The sequence below is a fragment of the Halochromatium sp. genome (genome assembly GCF_054919635.1).
Window position 1 is genome coordinate 1 of sequence record NZ_JBUDPI010000001.1, and the last position, 20662, is coordinate 20662.

The 20662-nt window shown below is 62.0% G+C and carries 20 protein-coding genes and 1 tRNA gene; 5 read left to right on the forward strand and 16 right to left on the reverse strand.

Features of this window, described 5'->3' with window-relative positions:
* The 4 genes from ACY693_RS00005 to ACY693_RS00020 form a co-directional block, all read right to left on the reverse strand.
* On the reverse strand, positions 1-400 hold a 400-nt coding region (locus ACY693_RS00005; RefSeq protein ID WP_462319819.1), incomplete at its 3' end, for an NAD(P)-dependent oxidoreductase.
* Positions 401-609: 209 nt separating this feature from the next.
* Positions 610-1101, reverse strand: coding sequence for an acetolactate synthase small subunit (gene ilvN, locus ACY693_RS00010; protein WP_462319773.1), 492 nt, complete (start codon positions 1099-1101; stop codon positions 610-612).
* Positions 1102-1116: 15 nt separating this feature from the next.
* Positions 1117-2844: an acetolactate synthase 3 large subunit gene (locus ACY693_RS00015; protein WP_462319820.1), complete on the reverse strand. Its 1728-nt coding sequence runs from the start codon at positions 2842-2844 to the stop codon at positions 1117-1119.
* A 323-nt stretch (positions 2845-3167) separates the two neighbouring features.
* Positions 3168-3314 (reverse strand): hypothetical protein, encoded by a 147-nt coding sequence (locus tag ACY693_RS00020; RefSeq protein ID WP_462319774.1) that lies wholly within the window; start codon positions 3312-3314, stop codon positions 3168-3170.
* 138 nt (positions 3315-3452) lie between these two features.
* On the opposite strand from ACY693_RS00020, the gene ACY693_RS00025 reads away from it, so the two are divergent.
* The 3 genes from ACY693_RS00025 to ACY693_RS00035 all read left to right on the forward strand — a co-directional run bounded on the left by ACY693_RS00025 (position 3453) and on the right by ACY693_RS00035 (position 7393).
* On the forward strand, positions 3453-3797 hold the full coding sequence (locus ACY693_RS00025) for a phenylpyruvate tautomerase MIF-related protein (protein WP_462319775.1): 345 nt from the start codon (positions 3453-3455) through the stop codon (positions 3795-3797).
* Positions 3798-3953: 156 nt separating this feature from the next.
* Positions 3954-5129: an AI-2E family transporter gene (locus ACY693_RS00030; RefSeq protein WP_462319776.1), complete on the forward strand. Its 1176-nt coding sequence runs from the start codon at positions 3954-3956 to the stop codon at positions 5127-5129.
* Between the two features lie 248 nt (positions 5130-5377).
* Positions 5378-7393 carry a sensor domain-containing diguanylate cyclase gene (locus ACY693_RS00035; protein ID WP_462319777.1) on the forward strand — a complete coding sequence of 672 codons (2016 nt, stop codon included), beginning with the start codon at positions 5378-5380 and terminating at the stop codon, positions 7391-7393.
* A 316-nt stretch (positions 7394-7709) separates the two neighbouring features.
* Here the strand turns inward: ACY693_RS00035 and ACY693_RS00040 are convergent.
* Positions 7710-7794, reverse strand: a tRNA-Leu gene (locus ACY693_RS00040).
* 289 nt (positions 7795-8083) lie between these two features.
* On the opposite strand from ACY693_RS00040, the gene ACY693_RS00045 reads away from it, so the two are divergent.
* The gene (locus ACY693_RS00045; protein ID WP_462319778.1) at positions 8084-8803 is read left to right on the forward strand and encodes a hypothetical protein; all 720 of its coding nucleotides are present in this window, start codon (positions 8084-8086) and stop codon (positions 8801-8803) included.
* 141 nt (positions 8804-8944) lie between these two features.
* Here ACY693_RS00045 and ACY693_RS00050 read toward each other — a convergent pair whose 3' ends face one another.
* Positions 8945-9508: a hypothetical protein gene (locus ACY693_RS00050; RefSeq protein ID WP_462319779.1), complete on the reverse strand. Its 564-nt coding sequence runs from the start codon at positions 9506-9508 to the stop codon at positions 8945-8947.
* Positions 9509-11023: 1515 nt separating this feature from the next.
* Between ACY693_RS00050 and ACY693_RS00055 the strand changes: the two genes are divergently transcribed.
* Positions 11024-11881, forward strand: a complete 858-nt coding sequence (locus tag ACY693_RS00055) for an SDR family NAD(P)-dependent oxidoreductase (RefSeq protein ID WP_462319780.1) — start codon at positions 11024-11026, stop codon at positions 11879-11881.
* Here ACY693_RS00055 and ACY693_RS00060 read toward each other — a convergent pair.
* From ACY693_RS00060 to fabD, 10 genes are all read right to left on the reverse strand, one after another.
* Complete coding sequence (locus tag ACY693_RS00060) at positions 11878-12681, reverse strand: TatD family hydrolase (protein WP_462319781.1); 804 nt, start codon at positions 12679-12681, stop codon at positions 11878-11880. The genes ACY693_RS00055 and ACY693_RS00060 overlap by 4 nt on opposite strands.
* 6 nt (positions 12682-12687) lie before the next feature.
* Positions 12688-13080 carry a PilZ domain-containing protein gene (locus tag ACY693_RS00065; protein WP_462319782.1) on the reverse strand — a complete coding sequence of 131 codons (393 nt, stop codon included), beginning with the start codon at positions 13078-13080 and terminating at the stop codon, positions 12688-12690.
* A gap of 47 nt (positions 13081-13127) precedes the next feature.
* Complete coding sequence (holB, locus tag ACY693_RS00070) at positions 13128-14243, reverse strand: DNA polymerase III subunit delta' (RefSeq protein WP_462319783.1); 1116 nt, start codon at positions 14241-14243, stop codon at positions 13128-13130.
* A 2-nt stretch (positions 14244-14245) separates the two neighbouring features.
* Positions 14246-14878: a dTMP kinase gene (gene tmk, locus ACY693_RS00075; RefSeq protein ID WP_462319784.1), complete on the reverse strand. Its 633-nt coding sequence runs from the start codon at positions 14876-14878 to the stop codon at positions 14246-14248.
* A 53-nt stretch (positions 14879-14931) separates the two neighbouring features.
* Positions 14932-16146: an endolytic transglycosylase MltG gene (mltG, locus tag ACY693_RS00080; protein ID WP_462319785.1), complete on the reverse strand. Its 1215-nt coding sequence runs from the start codon at positions 16144-16146 to the stop codon at positions 14932-14934.
* Positions 16143-17042 carry an aminotransferase class IV gene (locus ACY693_RS00085; protein WP_462319786.1) on the reverse strand — a complete coding sequence of 300 codons (900 nt, stop codon included), beginning with the start codon at positions 17040-17042 and terminating at the stop codon, positions 16143-16145. Before ACY693_RS00085 ends, mltG begins: the two co-directional genes overlap by 4 nt.
* 112 nt (positions 17043-17154) lie before the next feature.
* Positions 17155-18393, reverse strand: coding sequence for a beta-ketoacyl-ACP synthase II (fabF, locus tag ACY693_RS00090; protein ID WP_462319787.1), 1239 nt, complete (start codon positions 18391-18393; stop codon positions 17155-17157).
* 155 nt (positions 18394-18548) lie between these two features.
* Positions 18549-18785: an acyl carrier protein gene (gene acpP / locus ACY693_RS00095; RefSeq protein ID WP_200240133.1), complete on the reverse strand. Its 237-nt coding sequence runs from the start codon at positions 18783-18785 to the stop codon at positions 18549-18551.
* A gap of 153 nt (positions 18786-18938) precedes the next feature.
* Positions 18939-19712 carry a 3-oxoacyl-ACP reductase FabG gene (fabG, locus tag ACY693_RS00100; RefSeq protein ID WP_462319821.1) on the reverse strand — a complete coding sequence of 258 codons (774 nt, stop codon included), beginning with the start codon at positions 19710-19712 and terminating at the stop codon, positions 18939-18941.
* Between the two features lie 4 nt (positions 19713-19716).
* Positions 19717-20661: an ACP S-malonyltransferase gene (gene fabD / locus ACY693_RS00105; RefSeq protein WP_462319788.1), complete on the reverse strand. Its 945-nt coding sequence runs from the start codon at positions 20659-20661 to the stop codon at positions 19717-19719.
* Position 20662 lies beyond the last annotated feature (1 nt).

A 20662-nucleotide genomic window follows, 5' to 3' on the forward strand; every position in this document is an offset into this window, starting at 1 on the left:
GGCCCGGTCCCTTGGGCGCGATCATGATCACGTCCAGATCCGCACGCGGCTCGATCTGTCCGAAGTGGATGTTGAAGCCGTGCGCGAAGGCCAGCGCTGCGCCCTGCTTGATGTTCGGCGCGACCTGATCGCGGTAGAGCTTGGCCTGATGCTCGTCAGGGGCCAGGATCATCACCACGTCGGCGCCGCTGACCGCTTCCGGGATCTCCTTCACGGTAAGACCCGCATCGGCTGCCTTGGCGGCCGAGCCGGAGCCGGCGCGCAGACCGACGACGACATCGACACCTGAGTCCTTGAGGTTGTTGGCGTGGGCATGACCTTGCGAGCCGTAGCCGATGATCGCGACCTGCTTACCCTGAATCAGTGAGAGATCGGCGTCTTTGTCGTAGTAAACGTTGATGGCCATGATGGCTCCTAGTCTATCTGGGTTGGTTCATGGACGGCGAAGCGACCATCGCGGGGCTTTTCGCCGGGCCTCTACGCCATAGCACGGAGTCGAGCTCTGTCGTCGACTCGCAGAAGGCTGGATGCGACGCGGTCGCGGCGACACGGCTTCAGACTCTGCCCTGCTCGAGTCTAGCGCCCGAGCGTCGGGCGGGGCATACGCGGTTAGAGCGTCAAGCCCTTGGCGCCGCGCAGGATGCCAGTGGGACCGGAGCGAACCACCTCGGTGATCAGCCCTTCCGGTACCGCCTCGATGAAGGCGTCGAGCTTCCGCGAGGCACCGGTCAGCTCGACGATGTAGCTCGCATCGGTGACGTCGATGATCTTGGCGCGGAAGATCTCGGTCAGGCGCTTGAGCTCTTCGCGATCGGGGCCGGCGGCCTTGACCTTGATCAGCATCATCTCACGCTCGATGTGCTCGCCCTCGGACAGGTCTTGGAGCTTGACCACATCGATGAGCTTGTTGAGCTGCTTCTTGATCTGCTCGACGATATCGTCATTACCGCGCGTGACCAGGGTCATGCGCGAGAGCGACGGCTCATCGGTCGGCGCAACGGTGAGGGACTCGATGTTATAGCCGCGGGCCGAGAATAGACCGGCGATGCGCGACAGCGCACCAGACTCATTCTCGACCAGCATCGAAATGATGTGTCTCATACCTGCTCTCAGGCCCTAGGCCAGCTCCCGCTCGGACATGGTCGGCGGCAGTTCCATCTCGTGATGGCCCTTGCCTGCGCAAATCATCGGATAGACGTTCTCGGATGGGTCGACGATGACATCGAGGAAGACGAAGCGGTCTTTCATCGCAAAGGCCTCGCGCATCGCTGCTTCCAGTTGGTCGGGCTTCTCGACTCGCATCCCCACATGGCCAAAGCTCTGGGCCAAGGCGACGAAATCCGGCAGCGCATCGACATACGAATGCGCGTAGCGGCTTTCGTAGAAGAATTCCTGCCACTGGCGGACCATGCCCATGTAGCCGTTGTTGAGCAGCACCACCTTGATCGGCAGATCATACTGCTTGCAGGTCGCCATCTCCTGGATGCACATCAGGATACTCGCCTCGCCCGAGATGCAGGCCACCTGGGCGTCCGGATGCGCGAGCTGCACGCCCATCGCCGCCGGCAAGCCAAACCCCATGGTGCCAAGCCCGCCAGAGTTGATCCACCGCCGCGGCTTGTCGAACGGGTAGAACTGGGCCGCAAACATCTGATGCTGACCCACATCGGAGGTCAGATAGAGGTCGCCATCGGTGACCTTGTACAGGGTCTCGACCGCGAACTGCGGCTTGATCATCGAGCTGGTGCGGTCGTAGCGCATACAGTCCATCCCGCGCCAGGCATCGATCTGCTGCCACCAGGCTGCGAGCGCGGTCTGATCGGGTCGTCCACCACTCTCGCGCAGCACCCCGAGCATATCGGTGACCACGCTGCCCACCGGACCCACGATCGGCACCTGCACCTTGACGTTCTTCGAGATCGACGAGGGGTCGACATCAACGTGGATGATCTCGGCATGCGGACAGAAATGCTCGATCTTGCCGGTGACCCGATCGTCGAAACGGGCACCGATCGCGATCAGGCAATCGGTCTCGTGCATGGCCATATTGGCCTCGTAGGTGCCATGCATCCCAAGCATGCCGAGGAACTGCTTGTCGGTCATCGGGTAGGCGCCCAGCCCCATCAGGGTGCTGGTGATCGGGAAGCCAAGCGCGCGCACCAGCTCGGTCAGCGGCGCCGAGGCATCGTCGAGGATCGCACCGCCGCCGGTGTAGAAGATCGGGCGCTTGGCATCGAGCATGGTCTCAACCGCTTTGCGAATCTGGCCCAGATGGCCCCGCTTCGCCGGGTTGTAAGAACGAATGCTGAGGTCGCGCGGATAGACATAGGGGATCTTGACGTTCGGGTCGGTCACGTCCTTTGGAATGTCGACCACGACCGGACCTGGACGTCCCGATTGCGCGATGAAGAAGGCCTTGCGAATGGTCCCCGCAAGATCCTCGAGCCGCTTGACCAGGAAATTGTGCTTCACGCAGGGCCGCGTGATGCCAACGGTATCGACCTCCTGGAAGGCATCACTGCCGATAACGGGCGTTGGCACCTGACCCGTGACCACCACCAGCGGGATCGAGTCCATGTGCGCGGTCGCGATGCCGGTCACCGCATTGGTCGCGCCTGGGCCAGAGGTCACCAGGCAGACGCCGCACTTACCCGTTGCACGCGCATAGCCATCGGCCGCGTGGGTCGCCCCCTGCTCATGACGGACCAGCACATGCTGAATCGCATCGCCACGCTGAAACAGCGCGTCGTAGATATGCAGCACGGCGCCGCCGGGATATCCAAAGACGTATTCGACCCCTTCGTCGATTAACGCTTGGATCGTGATCTCAGCGCCACTCAGCATGGGCGCCTCAGCGGCGGCGTCACGCGCACCAGCGTCAGCGGTCTTGGTGGGGTCGGGCCCATTGGCCAGGTTTGATTGCACGCAGGCGTCCTCCGTACGGATCGACTCGACGGCCTCGAAACGCAGGTTCGCGCTCGCAGCCACCAACATAGCGACCGGTGGATATCAGGTATGCCGAGCAGAGCCTCTCATATCGCCCGACCCGGCAGGCGGAAGTGAGGGGCGGCGAAAGGCTTGACAAGGTACCGCAAGCCGATATCGCGCTGGAACCAGTTGGTACGCTTTGACCACCTTCGGGGCATCACGCACCGAGCTGCCAAGTCTCAGCGGTAAACCGCCGAAAATACTAAACAACCGTTACTCGGGTCAACCACTTCCGACCAGCCCTCGGGCGAGCGCTGATCAAAGCGCGCGAGTCGTCGACACCGCAGCAGTGCCGCAGCGGCGATCGACGCTTGGGTGCTTGGCATCCATGCCAGCTCGAGCCGTCAAGCACCGAGCCGACCACGTCTGCTATCGCTTCCGGCCTAGCGCTGCCAATGTCAGAATCAACGCCGTTGAGCGCCGGTCAAACCGCCAGCCAAGCAACCAACCCACGAGCGCAGCCAATGCCTACCCTCATCATCAAGACCAATGCCGCCATCGCATCCGATGCCGCCGACTCGATCATCAAGCGCGCCTCAGCCCGTGTCGCCGACCTGCTCGGCAAGCCAGAGCGCTACGTCATGGTGATCTTGGAGCCGACGTCAACCATGTGCTTTGGTGGCGAGACCAGCCCTCTCGCTTTCCTCGAGCTCAAGAGCCTAGGATTACCGGAACAGCGCACCCCCGAACTCTCAGCGGCGCTCTGTGATCTGCTACAAGAGGCACTGAGCGTGCCTCCAGAACGGGTCTACATCGAATTCGCATCCCCACCACGACACCTGTTTGGGTTTGACGGCAGGACCTTTTGACTAACGCTGGACAAATGATGAGCAAGAGCGGACAGATTCTGAGCAGACCGAATGAATCGATAGACCCGCACAGTGTAATCGCAGACAATTCGAGGCTTGCCGACCTGGTCACCGATTACTATTGGCACCGCTTGCCATCACGAGGTCCGCTGGCTCATGAACGTCCTCTCCGACTTCAGCGCTCCCGCACGCGGACTGATCGTCGCGGCAGCCTTCGCCTTGGTCGTTACCGTGCTGAAAATGGCCTCGTCACTGCTAGCACCGATCTTGCTCGCGGTCTTCATTGCCATCGTCGTCACCCCGGCCTTGAGCTGGATGCGCCGCAAGGGCGTACCGAAGTGGGCCGCATTGGTCGTGATCGGATTTATCCTCGTCGACATCGGCAGTCTGCTCGCCTTAATCACCTCCGGAGCAGTCGAAGGCTTTCGCGACAGCATCCCAACCTATCAAGAGCGCCTGAGTTTGCTTGCCACCCAATTCGGGACCTGGCTCGAAGCGGTCGGCATGGACAATTCGGGCGATGCGGTACCCAACCTGCTCGAGCCGAGCAAGCTGATGGTCGGCGTGCGTCTGTTCTTGTCAAACGCCGGCGGTATCTTCGCCAACGGCCTGCTGGTGCTGCTGACCGTGATCTTCGTGCTGCTCGAGGCGCCGACGCTCTGGGCCAAGCTGCACGCCGCCTTCTCGCTGACTCCGGACGGCGAAGAGCGCATTCAGCGGCTGTTCGGCTCGATCAACCGTTACATGCAGATCAAGGCAGCCACCAGCTTCGCGACTGCGGTCTGTGCCTATATCCTGCTCTGGTTTCTCGGCATCGACTTCGCGATCTTCTGGGCGATCCTGGCGTTCTTCCTGAACTTCATCCCGGTCGTCGGCAACATCATCATGATGATCCCGCCCGCCTTGCTCGCGCTGGTGCAGGCCGACCTCTGGACCGCGCTGATGGTCATCATCGGCTACCTGGTCATCAACACGGCCATCGGCAACATCATCGAGCCGCGCGTCATGGGCAAGGGGCTCGGCATCTCGACCTTGGCCGTATTCTTGGCGCTGCTGTTCTGGGGCTGGCTGTTCGGCAGCGTGGGGATGTTCCTGGCTGTACCTCTCACCGTGACCTTGGTCATCGCCTTGGATGCAAGCCCAACCACACGCCCAATCGCCATCCTGCTCGGACCGGAGGTCGAGAAGATGCCCCCGCCCGAGCAGGTCAATCAGCCAGTCCTGAACGCCGTCGCCATGGATGAGCCGGCTGAGCATGACCATCGAGCCGATTGCCGCAGACACAGCAGTCGCAGTCCCAGTCGCCACCAACAGCGTCGCCGTACTTGCTGATCTTTCCGATCGCACGTCAGTCTGCCGAACCCAAGGGCGTCTCGCCTGAAGCATTCCCTCTCATGCCCTGACTGCTTGCGGGTTGGGCTACCGCGCCACCCGAATCTCCGCAGACCTAGCCAAGCACTGCAAAGCCGCTCGGATCTGCGACTGAGATCACTGTCAGCCAGGTCGAGAAGGGCGATGTTATGAGAGGATATGCCTAAGATCATGGCAGCGCGCCAAACAGCCAACTGAGGCAGGACAGCGTGGCAAAGGATGTTTTAGCAGCGGAACAGCAGACGCAGGAGATCGTCCACCGGGCGTTACGCGGCCCGGTAGGCGAGCTGCCTCCTGCCCCCGCGGCGGCGCTCAAGCTGCTGCAGGTCACCCGCTCGGAGGACACCGATGCCGCTGAGATCGCCCAGCTGATCGAAACCGAGCCAGCGCTCGCCGCCAAGGTGCTCAAGCTCGTCAACTCGGCCTTCTACGGCTTTGCCCGGCGCATCTATTCGATTCAGCACGCGGTGACCTTGCTCGGGCCATCGACCTTGCGTCAAGCGGCCCTGCATCTGTTCTTCTACGAAAGCATGATCCGGCGCGGCGGCGACGAGGGCGCTTTCGATCGCCTCTTCTTCTGGCAGCACAGCCTGCTGGTGGCCATTTTGAGCCGCGGCATCGCCAAGCGCCTAGGCCACGAGGACGCCGATGCACTCTATGCGGCCGGCCTGCTGCACGATCTCGGCAAGGTTGTCTTGGAGTCGCACGGCAAGCTCAGTTACAGCGACTTTCTCAGCACCGTGGGTACCAGCGGCAAGACCACACGCGAGGATGAGGGCCTCTTCTTCGGTATCGCTCACGACCGTCTCGGCGCGCTGGTGAGCGAGGCCTGGGAGCTACCAGAGATCGTCTGTCGAATCCAAGCGCTGCACCATTGCGGACTCGCGGAGAGCCAGCTGGAGAGGCCACGAGCCCAAGAGGTCGCCATGGTCGCGCTCGCGGACTTCATCGCCTGGACGCAAGGCATCGGCTCGGTTCGCACGCCCACCAGCCCGCCCCTGGCGCCTGAGGTGCTCGAGCTGATCGAGCTGAAGCAGGTCGGCCTCGTCGAGCTGCTCGCCGCGGCGGATCAGGAAATGGCCGAGATCGGCGCCTTCTATGGACTGCGCTTTCCATCCCAGCTACAGCTGCGTGCCAATGTGGTGTCCACCGCGCTGACGCTTGCCAGCGCTGGCCAGGCCGCGACCCGCCCCGCTACCAGTCGACCGATCAGGAGTGCCACCGCCCCCCACCAGAGCCTCAGCCCTGACGTCTTCGTGCCACAGACACTGCGCGCCCTGCAGGAGGAATTCGCGCTCTCACATCTGCTGCTGATGCAGATCGAGCCAGAGCGGCGTCGCTTCGTCGCCACCCATGGGCTGCCCGAGCTAGCGCAAGGCGGCCAGTCGCCTGGCATCCAGATCGTCTTCGATCGGCTGGCCGGCGACCTGGTCCATTGTATGCGCAAGCGCACCGCGGTGATGATCCAGGACGCCCCGCCCAACCGGCGTTTCTTGAGCATGCTCGGAGCATCTGAGGCGGCCGCCATCCCGGTGATGAGCCAGGGACGGCTGCAAGGCATCATCTGCCTCTATGATCCCGAGTCACGGCACTCACTGGCACCCGCTGTCCTAAACGAGATCCAGGGCGTTGCCGGCGAGCTTGGCATCGCGCTTGAGCGCAGCCGCTTGTTCGCGATGGAGCGAGCCAAGGCGGAGATCGATGCGCTGACCCAGCTGCCCAACCGCAGCGCTGTCGACCGCTTCTTGCAAGATTCCTTCGAGCACCTCTCCGACGGCCGTCATTTCGGCATTGGGTTGGTCGACATCGACCACTTCAAGGCCTTCAACGACGCCTTCGGCCACCAGACAGGCGATGACGTGATCCGTATCGTGGCCGACACCATGCGCGGATTGACCCGCCCCGGCGATTTCCTCGGCCGCTACGGCGGCGAAGAGTTCCTCTTTGGCCTCATGTCACCGAGCGATTCGTGCACTGCCGGCTACGCCGAGCGCATCCGCCGCGAGATCGCTCGACGCGGACAGATACTCGAGGCCCGTTTTCCGGGCCACGCCCTCAGCGTCAGCATCGGTGTCGCCCATTCCCGCCATGGCTACTTGGATATCAAAAGCCTCGTTGGTGCTGCCGACAACGCCCTCTATACCGCCAAGTCGTCGGGACGCAATCGGGTCTGCACGGCCTGGCCTCAGGGGAGCGCAGCAGAGACCCAGTCGCCAGCCGAGTGAGCGGATAAGCTCAAGCCCGGTTTTCATCCGGCGTACAAGCGGGCAGCTTAAGTTGGCGGCATTGGACGGTGATGATGGCGATGCAGGGCAGGTCACGGCAAAGCTCGGCGCGCCCCTTGCGGCTGCCGGGAGCAGCAGGCAAGGGGCGTGATGGCCGGGCGTCGAATGCTGGCGTCGAGGACATTGATGACCGAACGCTATGCGCATCTCGCGCTGGAGCGCTTGCGCAACGCGGTGAACAGGTTCGACACGTCACGTTGCCGAAAACGACGACGGGAGGGCTGCGCAAAAAGCAAGCTAACCCATTGAAAAATAATGGTGCGCGAGGGGGGACTCGAACCCCCACGGGATTACCCACTGGAACCTAAATCCAGCGCGTCTACCAATTCCGCCACCCGCGCGATTATTAGTGCCTGCGACTGATCGACTGCTAAGCGGAGACCCGTTGTTGGCCGTAGCCGTCTAGTCGGGCCACTCGAGCCGATGCAGCCGCCACGCCTAGGCGCCTAAGTTTAGCGGCTTTCGTGTCCTTTGGTCACCTCCCAGTTGCGCGGTTCAGGCGCGCCTTGGTGGACCTTGGTGCGCCTCTCGGTATGCTCCTTGAGTGAGGCGGGACGAGTCTCGTCTCGTGCTTGCTTTCTTGCCGCGAACATAGGATGGTTTCGCGCTCATACCCACTTGGAGACAGAGATGCCTACGTTGCGCTGGTTGTGCGTCATCGCACTCGCTTTTACGGCCACTGGCTGTATTAAGGTCGATCAGACCCTAACCCTGAATCAGGATGGCTCTGGCACGCTCGACATACGCTATGGGATGTCGGAGCAGGCCATCGCTCAGCTTGAGGCCATGGAGAAGATGGGTCAGGCCATGCAAGAGAACGGCGGCGAGCCGATCGATATGGAGGCCGATACACCGTTTGATCTCGATTTTGACGAGGCTCAGGTCCGACAAGAGTTCGAAGCGAAGAAGCTTGAGGGCGTCGAGATGGTCTCTGCAACATCGGAGACCGTCGCTGGATGGCGCTACATGGATCTAGAGCTCAGCTTTGAAGACCTTGAGGCATTGAAGCAGACGGATTTCTTCGACGATAGCGAGCTGTCGTTGTCGAAGGACGCCGAGGGAAATTATGTACTGGTACAACGCAGTACGGAGGGCGACGCTGGTGGCGACATGGACGACATGGACCCGCAGATGCTGAAGCAGATGGCGACGATGTTCGCCGGTATGCGTATCGCAAACCGATTTGTCGTACCAACCGAGATCATCGAGACCAACGCGACAGAGGTTGATGGTCAGACGGCAGCCTGGGTCTACGACATCGAGAATGATCCCGCAATCCTGACGCAACTGCAGGATTTCAACATGCGGGTTGTGTTCTCAAGCAAGGGCGCGTCCATCGCTACGCCTTGACCAGAGGCGATGCAAGGGTCGTGGGCACTCTCCAGCTGCCCACGATTCCAGCGAGTGATAACCCAATCGAGGGGAATCGCCCACCCCAGAATGCACCCAGCAGAATCCGTCCAGCGGCGCCAAGGCGCCAATTCAGTTGATTCAGTCCGGCAGATTCATTCCGCCAGATTCAGCCCTAGCCGCTGAGGTGTTGATGACCTCAAGCTCAGTGTCCGCCGGCAGCTCACGGATCCAAAGATCAAGCCTGCTAAGCTCATCGGGCAACGCCTTGCTCGCCTCTCGCGCCGCGCTCCGGTCTTGATACAGGCTATGGATCAAGACGAACCATGGCCGACCGCGGAAGGTCTCCTCGCGCATATAGACCTGACTCGGCAACGGGCTGCGGGCGACAAACGCATCGAGCAGCTCGCGGCGATAGAAGCCGATAAGCTGCAACACGAAGCGGCGATCGGCGATCTCGATCCGCTCGGTGCCTACAAGCCCTGCCCCGGCCTCAGGCGCTGTCGCACCCGATTCGCCAGTGCCAAGGTTAACGATTTCTGGCACCTCTTCTGGCGCAGTCGAGGGTTCATTCTCATCCGTTTGCCGCGGTCGGACCGCGGGTGCGGATAGCTTGAGCGCGAGACGCTGATAATCACGGTCCACCCCATCCAAGCGACGCTCAATGAGTGCGTCCACCAATTCATCGACGGATCGGGTGTCCATGACATCGGCAGCTGGCGTTGCTCTCGTGTCGCTCCCCATCTCTGCCGGGGGGACTGACACTGGCGCCACATCAGACCCAACCCCAGGCTCGGACCCAGACTTATGCGCTGACTCAGGCTCAGAGGCCAGCTTAGGCGCCGGCGCTGATGCTGGCGCTGACTCCAACGCCGGTCCAGACACAGACCTTGGAGCCGGCTGCGGCATAGGCTTTGGCAATGACTCGGATAGAGGCAGGAGCACTGGCTCCGACGCCAGCTCAGGCCCAGTTGCACTTGCGCTCACACGCATGGGCTCAGAGGGTGCCGGTAGCGCCTCAATCAGTCCACCATCGACTCGCTGAGGATTGGGGCTCGCGGCCGTCTGCGAACGCCGAGCTTCTGACGACGCCTTGATCAAGGTCTCTTCCTGTTCTGAGGTGAGGTCCTCGACACTCGACGTGATCAAAGACAAATTCCCTTCCGGGACATTCGGTGCCGGTGTGTCAGCTTTGGAGGCATCATGTCGAGTGACCCCAGCTTTGGGGGCATCAGCTTGGGGGGCATCAGCTTGGGGGGCATCAGCTTGGGGGGCATCAGCTTGGGGCGCGTCAACTGGGGACGGCTCAGCCGTGGTTTGCTCAGCTGGGGGCGCATCAATCTCCGCTGGGGCAGCCTCGGCTAGCCGAGGCTCAGATGACTCTGCAGTCTGGGATCGCTCAGTCTGGGGCCTAACCACGGCGGCCAGCGAAGGATTAGGAGCAGGAGCGGAAGTAGACGCAGGCGCAGGTGCAGGTGCAGGTGCAGGCACCGTTGGCCGCATCTCGGTGACCTCGCCCATCAGCTGCGCGAGGCGCGCACGCATAGCGCTCAAACCCTGTTGCGACTCTCCGATCTGAACCTGGACAAAGCCGATGGAGAGCACAGTCAGGAGTATCATCAGCCCAGCGACCAGTACGATGCCGATGCGTTGGCGCTTGGCTAACAACGCGAGCTCGGCGCGCTGGCTTTCGATCGTGCCTTGCATCTGCGCCACCGCGCGCCGCTGCGCATCATCGACCGCTGTGAGCCGCTCGACGAGCGATTGTTGCATCCTTTCCAGGCGCGGATCGGGGTGCTGCCGGGGCACGGCGTCCCGATCGGGCAAGAGCGGACTATCGCCAGATGCTTCATGATGGAGGAAGTCGGCCGCGTCCGGCGCCGAAGCCGGGTTACGATCGGGTGGATAACCCATCAGCTCAGGTTCCTAATAAGGGTGCCGCAAACCTGTCATCATCAACCAGTATCGCTCCGGTGCCAAGCCCAATGGCGAGCGCCAAGTGCAGTCAGCAACCGTCGCAACTGACTCAGCTCAAGATTGATCCGCATCAATACCCAAAAGAGGCGCCGTGATCAACATCATGCAATGACGATTTTTCATCGCCCTAGTGCCCACTGATACAGCTTCTAATGCCCGGTAGCATTGTACAAAGCGCGGCGATAGCTCGACCAACCTTCGAGCGGAACGCAAACTGACCGACAGATCTCACGAGGACCTTCGATGGACTTAACAGATAAGACGGCGCTGGTCACTGGCGCCAACTCCGGCCTCGGCAAGGCCGTCTCTCGTGCGCTCGCCGCCAGGGGCGCTCGTGTCTTGCTGGGGGCTCGCGACCCAGAGCGGGGCGAGGCCGCTGTCGCCGAGCTGAGAGCAGCAACCGGAAACGACCAGCTCGAGCTCTTGACCGCGGACCTCAAATCGCAGGCCCAGGTGCGCAAGCTCGCCAGCGAGGTCAGTGAGAAGGCACCCGCACTCGACTTCTTGGTCAACAACGCAGGCACCGCCTTTCCAAAGCGATGCCTGACTGAAGATGGTATCGAGTGCACACTGGCGGTTAATCACCTGGCGCCGTTTCTGCTCACCAATCTCTTGCTCGATCAGCTCAAGGCCGCAGCGCCTTCACGGATCGTCAACGTGGGCACCCGCATCAACTACTCGATGGAGCTCGGGGACCTGAACTGGGAAGGACGCTCGTTCCGGATGATGCGCGCTTACGTCGAATCCAAGCTTGGCATGTTGCACTTCACGCGCCAGCTCGCTAAGCGAATCGACGGCACCGGAGTCACCGTCAACTGCGTCTTCCCAGGCGTGTTCAAGTCGAACCTTGGCGGCACCGACGGTGCGCAGGGACTCTTCTGGAAGGCCGTGAGCCTGTTGGTCGGCTGGGCGCTAGCGCAGCCCGAGCAGGCCGCAGAGCGCGTGATGTACCTGCTCGAATCACCCGAGGTTACCGAGGTCAGCGGTGAGTATTTCGGCGATTGCCGCATCATCTCGATGCCGGCCCAGGTGCGCGATCCGGCTGCCAACGCCCGCGTCTGGGAGATCAGCGAACGCCTTGCCAACCTTGACGAGGCCTAAGCCGCGACCAGATCATCCTGAGCATCGCGTGCCCCGCTAAACAGCCGATAGAAGTTTTTGCTGGTGAGTTCTGCGACCGCCTCGACTGAGAGACCGCGCAGCTCCGCGACCTGCGCTGCGACATGGCTCACGAAGCGTGGCTCGTTCTTCTTACCCCGGTGCGGCACCGGCGCCAGATAGGGGGAGTCAGTTTCTATCAGCAACCGCTCGAGTGGCACAGCGCGTGCCACGTCACGAAGGCTCTCGGCATTCTTGAAGGTCAGGATGCCAGAAAAGGAGATGTAGAAGCCGAGGTCGAGCGCTTGCTTTGCCATGTCCCAGGTCTCGGTAAAGCAATGCATGACACCACCCGCTGCCTCCGCGCCGGCCTCACGCATCACGGCAATGGTGTCCTCGCGAGCGTCTCGGGTATGAATGATCAAGGGCTTGTCTAGAGATCGCGCGGCCTCGATGTGCACTCGAAAGCGCTGCCGCTGCCAGTCCAAATCGCCATCATTGTAGTGATAGTCGAGCCCGGTCTCACCGATGGCAACCACAGCAGGATCAGCGCCTAGTCGCTGCAAGTCCTCGACCGAGGGCTCTCTGACGTCCTGCTCATTCGGGTGCACGCCCACCGAAACCGAGATGTTCGGATAGGCGCTGACCAGGTCTCGCATCGCAGCATAGTGCTCCAGATCGATGCAGACGCAGAGCATGTGCTTTACACCCGCTTCGCCCGCGCGTGACAGCATTTGACTGAAATCTCCCGCGTAGGGAGTCAAGTCGACTCGATCGAGATGGCAGTGAGAATCAACGAACATAGGGACTCACATGGTATGGGTTGGACGCTGGGCATCAGCGCCAGTCAGGAGATATTGCTCGAACTTGTGGCGGACATCGTGCTTTTCCTGCTCTTTGAACTGGATACCAACGCCGGCGGCGCGGTTCCCTTCTGCGCCCACGGGCGTGACCCAGATCACCTGACCGGCGACCGGGATACGATCCGGCTCATCCAATAGCTGAACGAGCAGAAACAGCTCATCACCGAGCTGATAGGGGTGATTCGTTGGCACGAAGAGGCCGCCGTTCTTGATGAATGGCATATAGGCCGCATGGAGCGCCCGGCGATCTTTGATCACCAGACTCAGGATGCGACGGCGACCGTCCGGCGACTGACCGCTTCGCTGAGATTGAGCGATGGGAATCACCTCCTGGGGCATTTCTGACCAGCCCGTCAGCCTGAGGCCGACAACAGGGTTAGGCCGAATTAGGCCGATGCTCGGGTGAGCCGCGCCCAACGCACGAGCAGGGCCTCAAACAGGATCTGCTGATTCATTGGCGCATCGATTGCCGAGCGCGTCTGCAGCAACAGCCGCAAGAACCGATGCCCCGCTGCCGCCTCAATCTGGCCGGCCAGGGCCGCAAGGGCTTGGCGTGCTCCAAGATGGATGATCCGGGCACCGGCTGGATCGATCCCTAGACGCAAGCTGTCGATCAGAGCATCGATCATCGCAGCCAGAGCCGCAGAAAGCTCCAGCCGTTGCCACTCATGGGCCACGCCAAGCGGATCGCGCTCACCCTGAGCGATTCCAATCAGGTCGTCCAGCAGGTCCCGCCGCTGCTCCAGCGCACCGGTCTCCGCAAGCGCCAATGCCCGAAAGGGTGCACCCTGGGCCAGCGCTAGACAGTGAGCAGCGCGCTGCGCAGGCAACGCTGCCGCTGCGTCGGCTCTGGTCCCTGAGGGCGCTTTGGCGCCAGCTGAGCCCTGCCGCGCCGCACTTGGTTCAAGCCTCGTCTCCAGCCTCGTCTCAAGCCAGGGCAGCGCCTGCTCCAGCTGCGGCGAGATCATGCTGATCTGTTGACAGCGGCTCCGAATGGTCTGACTCAGCCGCTGCGGATGCTCGGTGACCAATACCCAGACGGTCGAATCCGCAGGCTCCTCCAGCGTCTTCAACAGGCTATTCGCCGCGAACAGATTCATCGCATCCGCCGGCCGGATGATCAAGACTTTCGTCGAGCCTCGCATCGGTGTCAAGGTCTCGCGGGCACAGAGCTGTCTGACCTGCTCGGCGCGGATCTCGCCGCTCGCGGCATCCGCGGCTGGCTCCAGCAGCAAGCGATCTGGGTGGTTACCAGCCTCGAGCAGTCGACAGTCGGCGCAAGCACCACAGGCCCTGCCATCGGCTTGTGGCGCGACACAGAGCAGCATCCCAGCGAGATGCTCGGCCAAGATGCGCTTACCAATCCCGAGGGGCCCACTGAATAACAACGCCTGGCCCAGCCTGGCATGACGATGCGCATCCAGGAGCCGTTGCCAGATTGCCTCAAGCCATGGCGGTACCGGCTCTGACGTCCTTACGGATGGCGCGGTCCTGTCGACCATGATCAGCAGCGATCAAGCAAACGTTGGGCAACGCAAGCCTTCACGTCGGCAGCCACCGATTCCTCGGCTTGATCGGCGCGGATCACACAGACGCGATCGGCCGCGCGCGCCGCAATTTGACGGTAAGCCGCTTGAACACGCTCGAAAAAGGCTAGGTCCTCGGCCTCGAAACGGTCCGGTGTCGAACGCTGTCTAGCGCGAGCCAGGCCGCTCGCCACCGACAGGTCGAATAACAGGGTCAGGTCGGGCTGCAAACCACGTTGCACAAAGCGCTCGAGCTCCTCGATCCGCGACCAATCCAGACCGCGTCCGCCCCCCTGGTACGCATAGGTTGCATCGGTAAACCGGTCGCATAGCACCCAGCGCCCCGACGCCAGTGCAGGCTCGATGCAGCGCGCCAGATGGTCTGCGCGCGCCGCAAACACCAAGAGCAGCTCCGCATCGGCGGAAAGCTCGGCATTCGCCGAATCCAGCAACAGCGCGCGAATCCGCTCCGCTGCGGCCGTTCCGCCCGGCTCTCGTGTCACCAGCGGGTCGATCCCCTGTCGCTGCAGCCAGTCGACCAAGCGCTTAATCTGGGTCGTCTTGCCAGCCCCCTCGCCGCCTTCGAAGGTGATGAGCCGGCCGCGAGTCACCGCTGAATCTGTCCCAGAGCTGTTAATGCCGGCAGTAGACGCAACGGCAGCGGTCATTCCGGCTGTCCCTCGGCCTGGGCATCGATCATCTCGCAACGTCCGCCGAGCTGATACTTGCGCACCGCACAATTATGCTCCCTCAGTGTCTCTGAGAAGTGGTGGCTGCCATCGCCGCGGGAAACGAAGTACAGCGTATCGCCCGCTGCTGGGTGTAAGGCCGCATGGATCGCCTCGCGCCCCGGCAGCGCGATGGGCGTTGGTGGCAAACCATCGATCACATAGGTGTTGTAGGGCGTTTCGCGACGTAGATCCTGACGGCGGATGTTGCCATCATAGTCATCGCCCATGCCGTAGATCACGGTGGGGTCGGTCTGCAGACGCATGCCGCGCTGGAGCCGGCGGACGAACACCCCGGCAATGTCCGGGCGCTCTTCGGCAAGGCCCGTCTCTTTCTCGATGATTGAGGCCAGAATCAGCGCCTCGTAGGGGGTTTCGAGCGGCAAGCCCTCCTCGCGTCCCTCCCATTCCTCGCTCAGTACCTGCTGCATCCGCGCATGGGCACGCTGCAGCACCTCCAGGTCGGTGCTATTGCGCGAGATCAGATAGGTGTCCGGAAACAGCCAGCCCTCGGGATGCTCATCCTCGATCCCGACCCGCTCCATCAGCTCAGCGTCGCCCAACCCGGATAGCTCGTGCTTGAGCATAGGATTGTTGGCCAAGCCATCGACCGCCTCACGAAAGGTTCGGCCTTCGATCAGTGTCACTGGGTATTGGACCGAGCGTCCGCTCGCAAACAGGCGCAACAGATCCGGCGGGCGCATGCCCTCGACCAACGCATACTCCCCAGCCTTGATCTGATCCTGCAGGCCTTCTTGATACGCGAAGCCGATGAAGAAGAAGGGGTCCGTGATCAGCCCCTCATCGGTAAGCCGCTCGGCTAGGTCTCGCAGCCGCGTGCCGGCTGGAATCTCGAAGAGGATCTGCTGGGGTGTCGGCTCATGCCCAGCCTCGGCCGCGGTCTCGGTCTCGGTCTCGGCAATGGCTCGGCGCCCGGGCTTAATACCGGACTGCACACTGGGCTTGATAACCGGCTCGACACTGGGCTGCGTATCAAGCTCAATAGCGGGCTCAGCGCCGGTATTGCTGCCGGGCTCGGCGACCAGCGTGATCGGGGTGGCCAAGAAACGCTGATACTCGAACCAGAGCACCCCAGCCACGGCGACTCCGACCAAGATCAACGACAAGAGACCAGCAAAGAAGGCTCTCACCAATCAGACTCCGGTTGCAGTAGACAACCGCGCACTCGGTTGATTAAGGGCCAAGGTAGCAGGGACAGCTCAAAATCATGACCTTCAAAGGAACGGATCGGCCAGACGCCGATGAGCGCGTTGGTCAAGAAAGCGCCTTGTGCCTTGAGCAGATCATCCACCGTGAGTCGCAGTTCTTGAGCCCGAAGACCGGCCTCCCGCGCCGCATTGATCATCCGAGCCCGAGCTGTTCCGGCCACGCCGCAGCGGTCGATCAACGGGGTCTGCAGGCCAGCGGCGGTCACCAGAAACAGATTGCTCATGGTACCGCAGACCAGGGTCCCGTCGGCGTCGAGCATCAAGCCCTCATCGATACTCGGTTCGCTCCATTCAGCGCGCGCGAGCACCTGCTCAAGCCGATTCAGATGCTTAAGACCTGCGAGCTGGGGATTGATTCCGAGTCGGATGTCACAGAGCCGAGCGCAGATGCCCTGCTCGGACCTTAAATCTACTGTGTGGTCAACCTGGTTGCCAACCGGGGGGCCAATTGAATGCTCAACAGAGAGTTCAGCAGAGGAATCGACTGAGTGCCCGACTGGGCCATCGCCATGAGGCCCCGCTTGGTCTTCCGGTAGCGCGTCAACCAACAGGATGCGCGTCGGTTTCGGCTGTGACGGCGGGCGATAGCCACGCACAGAGGGACCGCGGGTTAAAAGGATCTTGAGCGTGCCGATATCGACAGCTGCAGCCAGCTGACTGGCCTCGGCCTTCAGCTGCGCGGGCGAGGGCAGCGGCAGCCTGAGCCGCGCGGCACCGAGCGCAAGGCGGTCGAGGTGATCAAGCCAGCAGCAGGGGCGACCAGAGCGAATGGCGATGGTCTCAAATAACCCATCGCCATAGGCAAGCCCGCGGTCCAAGATATCGAGATCCGACCGCGGCTCACCATTAACCAGGCACCATAGCCGATTGGGCTGCGACCTTGGACCTGCAGACAAGCTGTCTGGGCTCGGCGTCGCGGGTCCTATGCGGCTAGAGGCGTTTGAAGACGAGGGTACCGTTGGTGCCACCAAAGCCAAACGAGTTGGTCAGGGCCACATCGATCTTCATCTCGCGCGCCGTGTTCGGCACATAGTCCAGATCGCAGTCCGGGTCCGGCGTCTCATAGTTGATGGTGGGTGGTGCAACCTGGTCGCGCATCGCGAGCACCGTAAAGATGGCTTCAGCACCGCCGGCTGCACCGAGCATATGCCCAGTCATCGACTTGGTCGAGCTCACGGCGAGCTTGTAAGCAGCGTCGCCGAAGGCGCGCTTGATGCCCTTGGTCTCGGCGATGTCGCCAGCTGGCGTCGAGGTGCCGTGCGCGTTGATGTAAGCGACGTCAGAGGTATTTAGCCCAGCGTCCGCGAGCGCCATCAGCATGCAATCACAGGCACCTTCACCGGTCAGTGAGGGTGCCGTCATATGATAGGCATCAGAGTTCATGCCAACGCCCACAAGCTCGGCATAGATCCGCGCCCCGCGTGCCTTGGCGTGCTCGTATTCCTCGAGCAGCATGACCCCAGCACCATCGCTTAGTACGAAGCCATCGCGATTCTTGTCGAACGGACGGCTCGCGCGCTCGGGGTCGCCATTGCGGGTCGACAAGGCCCGAGCAGCAGCGAATCCGCCCAGTCCAACCGGTGAGGTCGCCATCTCGGCACCGCCAGCGATCATCGCATCGACGACGCCATGACGAATCATGAACGCGGCATCACCGATATTGTGCGTTGCGGTGCTGCAGGCAGAGACGATCGAGTAGTTCGGTCCCTTGAGGCCGTACTTGATCGACAGGTCGCCAGCAACCATGTTGACGATGTTGGCGGGGACGAAGAAGGGCGAGATCTTGCGCGGACCGCCTTCCAGGTAGGCGCCGTAGTTATTCTCGATACCGGTAATGCCGCCAATGCCGGAGCCAATCACGACACCAATCCGGCGACAATTCTCCTCGGTGACCTCGAGGCCTGCGTCTTCGATGGCTTGGGTGCCAGCGGCGATACCGTAGTGGATAAAGGCGTCCATCTTGCGTGACTCTTTCTTGGTCACGTATTGGGTGACATCAAACCCGTAGATGGGTCCGCCGAAGCGAGTGCTGAAGGAGCTCACGTCGAAGTGGGTGATTGGCTGGATCCCACTACGCCCCGCAAGGATGTTCTCCCAAGCGGACGGAATGTCGAGCCCCACCGGCGCTACGATACCGAGGCCGGTGACAACTACCCTTCTGCCTGACATGAATTACCCCTCAAATCTAGATGGCGACGCCAAGCCGCCGAACACCGCAAGCTCGCCGTCGGGCCATCCAGCAGGATTGCTCGCGGCCCGACACCGGAGCCTAAGAGATCACGGCTGACGTGCTCCGGCAGAGGCCGAACACTCATCGGCTCGAATCAACCGAGATGTGCGTTGACGTAATCGACAGCCTCTTTGACCTTGGTGATCTTCTCAGCATCTTCATCCGGGATCTCGGTCTCGAACTCTTCTTCGAGTGCCATGACAAGCTCGACCGTATCCAACGAGTCGGCGCCCAAGTCGTCGACGAACGACGCATCCATGGTGACTTCCTCTTCCTTGACGCCAAGCTGCTCAACGACGATCTTGCGCACCCGCTCTTCAACGCTACTCATGATTGATTAACCCTCAGGATGTGGAGACACGTCACCTTCTCTTTGAAAGGCCGCGCCATTTTAGAGACAAACACCGCTGGACGAAAGCTCATTCGAGGCCGAGCAGCGCCCACCCAATCGCTGTGATTCATGGTGTCAAATCAACAGCCTAACTTAGACCATTAGCATCCCACCATTGACGTGAATGGTCTCGCCCGTAATGTAGGCGGCCATCGGTGAGGCCAAGAACGCGACCGCAGCAGCGATCTCTTCTGGCGCCCCGAGCCGGCCGAGCGGGATGCTGGAGAGCAGCGCCTCGCGCTGTGCCTCTGGGAGCTCGCGGGTCATATCGGTATCGATGAAGCCCGGCGCGACCAGATTCACGGTGACGCCGCGCGGCCCTAGCTCACGCGCCAGTGATTTGCTGAATCCGATCAGGCCCGCCTTGGAGGCGGCATAGTTGCACTGCCCAGCGTTGCCACTGACCCCAACGAGCGAGCTGACGTTGATGATCCGGCCGCGGCGCGCCTTGGTCATCGGGCGGGCGCAGGCCTTGCAGAGCCGAAAGGCGGAGGTAAGATTGGTGTCGAGGATGGTATTCCATTCCTCGTCTTTCATGCGCATCAGCAGGTTATCGCGGGTGATGCCGGCATTGTTGACCAGGATCGTCGGCTTCGCCCCCAGCTGCGCCTCGACAGCTGCCAGCGCAGCATCGATCGACTCGTGCTGGGTCACATCCAGACATAATCCGACCCCACCACCGAGGCCCGTCAGCCGCTCGGCAATTCGTCCGGCACCGCTCTCGGTCGTCGCCGTTCCGGCCACCTTCGCGCCCTGGCGTGACAACTCATCAGCTACGTTTGATCCTTGTTTGGCAAACGCTAAGGCTATTCCACGTCCAATGCCGCGGCTTGCACCGGTGACCAGTGCGATCTCACCTTCAAGAATGGAATTAGGCATTTGCGCTCGCCTCGAGTGCGTGCGACAACCCCTCCGGATCAAAGACCGGCAGCGTCGTCAAACGTTTATCGATTCGTTTTCCGAGTCCAGTCAGAACCTTACCAGGCCCTGCCTCAATCGCCAGCTGTACCCCGCGATCGGCAATCGCCTGTACCGTCTCCACCCAACGTACGGGGCTGAACAGCTGCTCGGCGAGTCGCTGTCGAATCAGCTCGGGTGACTCGGCGATGTCCACGGTGACATTATGGATCACCGGGATCGATGGCAAATGAAACTCGGTCTGCTCCAATTGCGCCGACAGCTCAGCCGCGGCCTCACGCATCAGACCACAGTGCGACGGCACACTCACCGGCAAGAGGACGGCTCGCTTCGCACCGGCGGCTTTGGATGCTTCGATCGCGCGCTGCACCGCGTCGCGCTCGCCCGCGATCACCACCTGCCCAGGGGCATTGAAGTTGACCGGCTCTAACACCTGACCAGCCGCCTGCGACTGACAAAGCTCGGCGACGGCATCATCATCCAATCCGAGCAACGCAGCCATGGCCCCCGCCTCACCCGGCACCGCCGCCTGCATCAAGCGCGCGCGCTCTGCGACCAGGCGCACCGCGTCCTCGAAGGTCAAGGCACCGGCACAGGACAGCGCACTGTACTCGCCGAGACTGTGCCCCGCCATGACCGAGGGCATTGCACCGCCCTGCTCACGCCAGACGCGCCAGACCGCAACCCCGGCAGCGAGCATCGCGGGCTGGGTGTTCAGGGTCTGATCCAGCGCTTCTTTCGGCCCACGCTGAGACAGTGCCCAGAGATCCCGGCCAAGCACTTGCGAGGCCTCCTCGAACGTCGCCTGCACCTGCGGAAAGGCAGCCCCGAGCTCGGCGAGCATGCCAATCGCCTGGGAGCCTTGCCCGGGGAAAAGGAAAGCGGGATGCGTCGTCATC